General features: G+C 64.0%; 1 protein-coding gene. It reads left to right on the plus strand.

The genetic code is table 11. The features are described from left to right. Positions 1-486, plus strand: a 486-nt coding sequence (locus tag EN991_RS39330) for a metalloregulator ArsR/SmtB family transcription factor (RefSeq protein WP_164769819.1), incomplete at both ends; no start/stop codon positions are given.

Raw genomic sequence — 486 nt, forward strand, 5'->3', positions numbered from 1 at the left:
ATGGTGGATACGTTAAAGGCGGCGGCCGAATCCAGCCGATTGCGCATACTGGCACTTCTGTCGCGCGGTGACCTCACCGTTTCCGATCTTACCGAAATTCTCGGCCAGTCGCAGCCGCGCGTTTCGCGGCACCTGAAGCTGCTTCTGGAGGCAGGGCTGATCGGCCGCTACCAGGAAGGGTCCTGGGCCTTCTTCCGCCTGTCGGATGCGGATTCCGCGCGTGACTTCGTCATGGGCCTGGTTTCCGGCATTCGCGGCGCCGATCCGCAGGTCGAGCGCGATCTTGAGCGCCTGGCCTCGGTCAAGCGCAAGCGGCAGGACCGGGCGGTCGAGTATTTTTCCGTGAATGCGGCAAGCTGGGACCATATCCGCTCGCTTCATGTGCCGGACCGCGCCGTCGAAGCCGCAATGCTGAAACTGGTCGGCAAGCGGCCGTTCCAGTCGATGCTCGATCTCGGCACCGGCACCGGGCGGCTGCTCGAAATC

Origin of the sequence: Mesorhizobium sp. M7A.F.Ca.US.005.03.2.1, assembly GCF_003997795.1 — a bacterium.
In the GTDB taxonomy this organism is placed as follows: Bacteria; Pseudomonadota; Alphaproteobacteria; order Rhizobiales; family Rhizobiaceae; genus Mesorhizobium; species Mesorhizobium ciceri.